This is a genomic window from Kitasatospora sp. NPDC004240 (genome assembly GCF_053603215.1).
In genome coordinates this window covers 1-6,199 of sequence record NZ_JBSGFD010000322.1, presented here as the reverse complement: position 1 = coordinate 6,199, position 6,199 = coordinate 1, and the positions used below count along the sequence as shown (strand labels likewise).

The window sequence follows — 6,199 nt, the reverse complement described above, 5'->3', positions numbered from 1 at the left end:
GGCCACGACGCGGGCGGCCCCGGCGGCCGCCGGGCGGCCGCCCAGCGCCAGCAGATGCGCCAGGACCTGGCGACGGCGGCGATGGAGCTGTTCGCCTCGCAGGGCTACGAGGAGACCACGGTCGACCAGATCGCCGCGGCCGCCGGGGTGGCCCGGCGGACCTTCTTCCGGTACTTCCGGTCGAAGGAGGAGGCGATCTTCCCGGACCACGACGACACGCTCATCCGGGTCGCCGACCTGCTGGCCAGCGCCGAGCCCGAGGAGCACCCGCTGGACGTGGTGTGCCGCGGCATCAAGGAGGTGCTGCGGATGTACGCCTCCACCCCCGCGGTCTCGGTGGCGCGCTACCAGCTGATCCGCCAGGTGCCGGCGCTGCGCGAGCGCGAGATCGCGGTGGTGGCCCGCTACGAGCGGCTGTTCACGCGGTACCTGCTGGGCCGCTTCGACGCGGCGGAGGAGATCCCGCCGGGCTGGCAGCGCGGCGGCGAGGACGACTCGATGCTCGCCGAGGTGTCGGCGGCCGCGGTCGTGGCGGCGCACAACCACGTGCTGCGGCGCTGGCTGCGGGCGGGCGGGCGGGGTGATGTCGAGGCGCAGCTGGATCACTCCTTCGAGGTCATCCGGGGCACGTTCTGGGCCTCCGCCGCGCCCGGTGCGAGGCGGAGGGGGTCCCTGGTGGCACCCGGTGCCACTGCGACGTCGTTCGAGGCGGCCGCCGCGAGCGCACTGAGTGCCAGTCCCGGGGGTGAGGTTCTCATCACAGTCGCCCGCACCGACGCTCCGCTGGACGTCGTGGTGGACAGCATCAAGGCCGCGCTGATCAACGTCCAGCAGGGCTGAGACGGCGCGTTTCCGCAGCTCACAAGGGATTTGAGGGCCCGTACCGAAATGTCGGTACGGGCCCTTTCCGTGCCCGTTCGCGTCAACTCGAACGTGGATTTGAATCGCTCGAATTGATGACACCCGGTGTCTTTACGAGTGGCACAGGGTGCCATTACCTTGTTACTCGCCGGTCCAACGGCGCCGCGGCTCCCCACCTCGGTGCGCCGTCGTCCGGTGCCCCCACACCCCGGGGGCGAGCCCACGCAGCTCCACGCCAGCAGTACCCACCCACCACCTATTCAGCGAAGCCGGTGTCCGCTCCCGGCTCCCCCAGACGCCCTGTGCCCTCACACAGGTACGCCTTCGGAGGCAGCCATGAAGGAAATCCTCGACGCGATCCTCAGCTCCGACAGCACCTCGGCGGACTTCGCCGCGCTGAAGCTGCCGGAGTCCTACCGAGCGGTGACGCTCCACAAGGACGAGGAGCAGATGTTCGCGGGCCTCGACAGCCGCGACAAGGACCCTCGCAAGTCCCTTCACCTGGACGAGGTCGCCCTGCCCGAGCTCGGCCCGGGCGAGGCCCTGGTCGCGGTCATGGCCAGCGCCGTGAACTACAACACCGTGTGGAGCTCGATCTTCGAGCCGGTCTCCACCTTCGGCTTCCTGGAGCGGTACGGCCGGCTCTCCCCGCTCACCAAGCGCCACGACCTGCCGTACCACGTGCTCGGCTCCGACCTCGCGGGCGTGGTGCTGCGCACCGGCGCCGGTGTCAACGCCTGGAAGCCCGGTGACGAGGTCGTCGCGCACTGCCTGTCGGTCGAGCTGGAGTCCCCGGACGGCCACAACGACACGATGATGGACCCGGAGCAGCGCATCTGGGGCTTCGAGACCAACTTCGGCGGCCTGGCCCAGCTGGCCCTGGTGAAGTCCAACCAGCTGCTGCCCAAGCCGAAGCACCTCACCTGGGAGGAGGCCGCCTCCCCGGGCCTGGTCAACTCCACCGCCTACCGCCAGCTGGTCTCCCGCAACGGCGCCGGTATGAAGCAGGGCGACAACGTGCTGATCTGGGGCGCCAGCGGCGGCCTCGGCTCCTACGCCACCCAGTACGCGCTGGCCGGCGGCGCCAACCCGATCTGTGTGGTCTCCAACGAGTCCAAGGCCGAGATCTGCCGCGCCATGGGCGCCGAGGCGATCATCGACCGCTCGGCCGAGGGCTACAAGTTCTGGAAGGACGAGCACACCCAGGACCCGCGCGAGTGGAAGCGCCTGGGCAAGCGGATCCGCGAGTTCACCGGCGGCGAGGACGTCGACATCGTCTTCGAGCACCCGGGCCGCGAGACCTTCGGCGCCTCGGTGTACGTCACCCGCAAGGGCGGCACGATCGTCACCTGCGCCTCCACCTCCGGCTACATGCACCAGTACGACAACCGCTACCTGTGGATGTCGCTCAAGCGCATCGTCGGCTCGCACTTCGCCAACTACCGCGAGGCGTTCGAGGCCAACCGCCTGATCGCCAAGGGCAAGATCCACCCGACCCTGTCCAAGGTCTACTCGCTGGAGCAGACCGGCCAGGCCTCCCTCGACGTCCACCAGAACAAGCACCAGGGCAAGGTCGGCGTGCTCTGCCTCGCCCCCTCCGAGGGCCTGGGCGTGCGCGACGCCGAGCTGCGCGAGAAGCACCTGCCGGCCATCAACCGATTCCGGGACATCTGATGAGCACTCAGAAGCGCGACCGTCCCTGGCTGATGCGCACCTACGCCGGGCACTCCACCGCGAGCGACTCCAACGCGCTCTACCGGCGGAACCTCGCGAAGGGCCAGACCGGCCTCTCCGTCGCGTTCGACCTGCCCACCCAGACCGGCTACGACTCCGACCACGTCCTCGCCCGCGGCGAGGTCGGCCGGGTCGGCGTCCCGGTGGGCCACGTCGGGGACATGCGCACCCTGTTCGACGGCATCCCGCTCGAACAGACCAACACCTCCATGACGATCAACGCCACCGCGATGTGGCTGCTGGCGCTCTACCAGGTGGTCGCCGAGGAGCAGGGCGCCGACATCGCCAGGCTCACCGGCACCACCCAGAACGACATCGTCAAGGAGTACCTGTCGCGCGGGACGCACGTCTTCCCGCCCGGCCCGTCGATCCGGCTGATCACCGACATGATCGCCTACACGGTCGGCAACATCCCCAAGTGGAACCCGATCAACATCTGCAGCTACCACCTCCAGGAGGCCGGGGCCACCCCTGTCCAGGAGATCGCCTACGCGATGTGCACGGCGATCGAGGTGCTGGACGCCGTCCGCGACTCCGGCCAGGTGCCGGCCGAGCGGATGGGCGAGGTGGTCGCCCGGATCTCCTTCTTCGTGAACGCCGGCGTGCGCTTCGTCGAGGAGATGTGCAAGATGCGCGCCTTCGCCCAGCTCTGGGAGAAGGTCACCCTGGAGCGCTACGGCATCCAGGACCCCAAGCAGCGCCGCTTCCGCTACGGGGTCCAGGTCAACTCGCTGGGCCTGACCGAGGCCCAGCCGGAGAACAACGTCCAGCGGATCGTGCTGGAGATGCTCGCCGTCACGCTCTCCAAGGACGCCCGCGCCCGGGCCGTCCAGCTCCCCGCGTGGAACGAGGCGCTCGGCCTGCCCCGCCCGTGGGACCAGCAGTGGTCGCTGCGCATCCAGCAGGTGCTCGCCTACGAGTCCGACCTGCTGGAGTACGGGGACATCTTCAACGGCTCCGAGGTCGTCGAGGCCAAGACCGCCGAGCTGCTGGCCGGCGCCGAGGCCGAGATCGCCAAGGTGCTGGAGATGGGCGGGGTCATCCCGGCCGTCGAGTCCGGCTACCTCAAGGCCAACCTGGTCTCCTCGCACGCGGCCCGCCGGGCCCGCATCGAGTCCGGCGAGGACAAGATCGTCGGGGTCAACTGCTTCGACACCACCGAGGAGAGCCCGCTGACGGCCGACCTCGACACCGCGATCATGGTCGTCGACCCGGCCTCCGAGCGGTCCGTGCTGACCGCCCTGGAGAAGTGGCGCGGGGAGCGCGACGAGACGGCCGCCCAGCTGGCCCTCGCCGAGCTCAAGACCGTCGCCGGCACCGGGACCAACCTGATGCCCGCCACGCTCGCCTGCGCCCGTGCCGGGGTCACCACCGGGGAGTGGGCCTTCGCCCTGCGCGAGGTCTTCGGCGAGTACCGCGCCCCCACCGGCGTCGGCGGCGCCCCGGTCGCGGTCACCGCCGAGCCCGGCGGGGAGCTGGCCGCCGTCCGCGAGGCGGTCGCCGCGACCGCCGCCGAGCTGGGCACCGGCAAGCTCCGCCTGCTGGTCGGCAAGCCCGGTCTGGACGGCCACTCCAACGGGGCCGAGCAGATCGCCGTGCGCGCCCGCGACGCCGGCTTCGAGGTGGTCTACCAGGGCATCCGGCTCACCCCCGAGCAGATCGTCTCCGCGGCCGTCGCGGAGGACGTCCACTGCGTGGGCCTGTCGATCCTCTCCGGGGCGCACCCCGAGCTGGTGCCCGACGTCCTGCAGCGGCTGCGCCGCGCAGGGGTGGAGGATGTCCCGGTGATCGTGGGTGGCATCATCCCGGCAGCGGACGGCGAGGCCCTCAAGGCCGCCGGCGTCGCCGCCGTGTTCACCCCGAAGGACTTCGGCATCACGACCATCATCGGCCGGATCGTGGACGAGATCCGGCTGGCCAACAGGCTCCAGCCCTGGACGCCCGCACCCGCGACCACCAGCTGACCACTGGAAGGAACTGAACCACCCTCATGGCTACCGTGAACCGCCTGCGCCCCCGCCGCTCCTGCCTCGCCGTACCGGGCAGCAACCCGCGCTTCCTGGAGAAGGCCCAGGGCCTCCCGGCCGACCAGGTCTTCCTCGACCTGGAGGACGCCTGCGCCCCGCTGGTCAAGGAGAGCGCCCGTCACAACATCGTCGACGCGCTGAACAACGGCGACTGGGGCAAGAAGACCAAGGTGGTCCGGGTCAACGACTGGACCACCCACTGGACCTACCGCGACGTGATCACCGTCGTCGAGGGCGCCGGCCCGAACCTCGACTGCATCATGCTGCCCAAGGTCCAGGACGCCGAGCAGGTCAAGGCGCTCGACCTGCTGCTCACCCAGATCGAGAAGACCATGGGCTTCGAGGTCGGCAAGATCGGCATCGAGGCGCAGATCGAGAACGCCAAGGGCCTGATCAACGTCGACGCGATCGCCACCGCCTCGCCGCGCCTGGAGACCGTCATCTTCGGCCCGGCCGACTTCATGGCCTCGATCAACATGAAGACCCTGGTGGTCGGCGAGCAGCCCCCCGGTTACCCGGCCGACGCCTACCACTACATCCTGATGCGCATCCTGATGGCCGCCCGCGCCAACGACCTCCAGGCGATCGACGGCCCCTACCTGCAGATCCGCAACCAGGAGGGCTACCGCGAGGTGGCCGGCCGCGCCGCCGCCCTCGGCTTCGACGGCAAGTGGGTGCTCCACCCGGACCAGGTCGCCGCCGCGAACGAGATCTTCTCGCCCTCGCAGGAGGACTACGACCACGCCGAGCTGATCCTCGACGCCTACGACTGGTGCACCTCCGAGGCCGGCGGCTTCAAGGGCTCCGCGATGCTCGGCGACGAGATGATCGACGAGGCCAGCCGCAAGATGGCGCTGGTCATCTCCGGCAAGGGCCGCGCCGCCGGTATGCAGCGCACCTCCAAGTTCGAGCCCCCGCAGGCCTGAGCCCCTAAGGACCCCTGAGATGCAGTTCGGACGCACCTACGAAGAGTTCGAGGTCGGCGCGGTCTACAAGCACTGGCCCGGCAAGACGGTCACCGAGTACGACGACCACCTCTTCTGCCTGCTCACCATGAACCACCACCCGCTCCACATGGACACCAACTACGCGGAGAAGACGACCGACTTCGGCAAGAACGTCGTCGTGGGCAACTACATCTACTCGCTGCTGCTCGGTATGTCCGTCCCGGACGTCTCCGGCAAGGCGATCGCCAACCTGGAGATCGAGTCGCTGCGCCACATCGCGCCGACCTTCCACGGCGACACCATCTACGGCGAGACCACCGTGCTCGACAAGTGGCCGTCCAAGTCCAAGGACGACCGCGGCATCGTCTACGTCGAGACCAAGGGCTACAAGCAGGACGGCACGGTCGTCTGCATCTTCCGCCGCAAGGTGATGGTGCCGACCGAGACGTACATCAAGGAGCGCGGCGGCGAGCAGCCCGGCCGCCCCGAGCCCCTGTCCTAGTCCCACCCGGGGCATCCCGGCCCCACCCGGGGCCGTACCCGCCCCACCCCGGGGGCCGCACCGGGCCCCTCCCCGGGGGCCGCACCGGCCCCCACCGGGCGCACCCGCCCCCGCCCGGCCACCACCGC

The 6,199-nt window shown here is 70.0% G+C and carries 5 protein-coding genes; all 5 read left to right on the top strand.

The window, feature by feature from the left end; all coding sequences use genetic code 11:
• Positions 1–840: TetR family transcriptional regulator (locus ACWEQL_RS40185; protein WP_452156220.1), on the top strand; the 840-nt coding region annotated here is incomplete at its 5' end.
• A gap of 357 nt (positions 841–1,197) precedes the next feature.
• Positions 1,198–2,535, top strand: a complete 1,338-nt coding sequence (gene ccrA, locus ACWEQL_RS40180; protein ID WP_452156218.1) for a crotonyl-CoA carboxylase/reductase — start codon at positions 1,198–1,200, stop codon at positions 2,533–2,535.
• Positions 2,535–4,559, top strand: coding sequence for a protein meaA (locus ACWEQL_RS40175; RefSeq protein WP_452156216.1), 2,025 nt, complete (start codon positions 2,535–2,537; stop codon positions 4,557–4,559). Before ccrA ends, ACWEQL_RS40175 begins: the two co-directional genes overlap by 1 nt.
• A gap of 26 nt (positions 4,560–4,585) precedes the next feature.
• Entirely contained in the window at positions 4,586–5,548 is a 963-nt protein-coding gene (locus ACWEQL_RS40170; RefSeq protein ID WP_452156214.1) for an HpcH/HpaI aldolase/citrate lyase family protein, read from the top strand.
• Positions 5,549–5,567: 19 nt separating this feature from the next.
• On the top strand, positions 5,568–6,071 hold the full coding sequence (locus ACWEQL_RS40165) for a MaoC family dehydratase (protein ID WP_452156212.1): 504 nt from the start codon (positions 5,568–5,570) through the stop codon (positions 6,069–6,071).
• Positions 6,072–6,199 lie beyond the last annotated feature (128 nt).

Excerpts from the sequence above, each read along its gene's own strand:
- ccrA (WP_452156218.1), top strand. The coding sequence starts at position 1,198 with ATGAAGGAAATCCTCGACGCGATCCTCAGCTCCGACAGCACCTCGGCG.
- ACWEQL_RS40175 (WP_452156216.1), top strand. The coding sequence starts at position 2,535 with ATGAGCACTCAGAAGCGCGACCGTCCCTGGCTGATGCGCACCTACGCC.
- ACWEQL_RS40170 (WP_452156214.1), top strand. The coding sequence starts at position 4,586 with ATGGCTACCGTGAACCGCCTGCGCCCCCGCCGCTCCTGCCTCGCCGTA.
- ACWEQL_RS40165 (WP_452156212.1), top strand. The coding sequence starts at position 5,568 with ATGCAGTTCGGACGCACCTACGAAGAGTTCGAGGTCGGCGCGGTCTAC.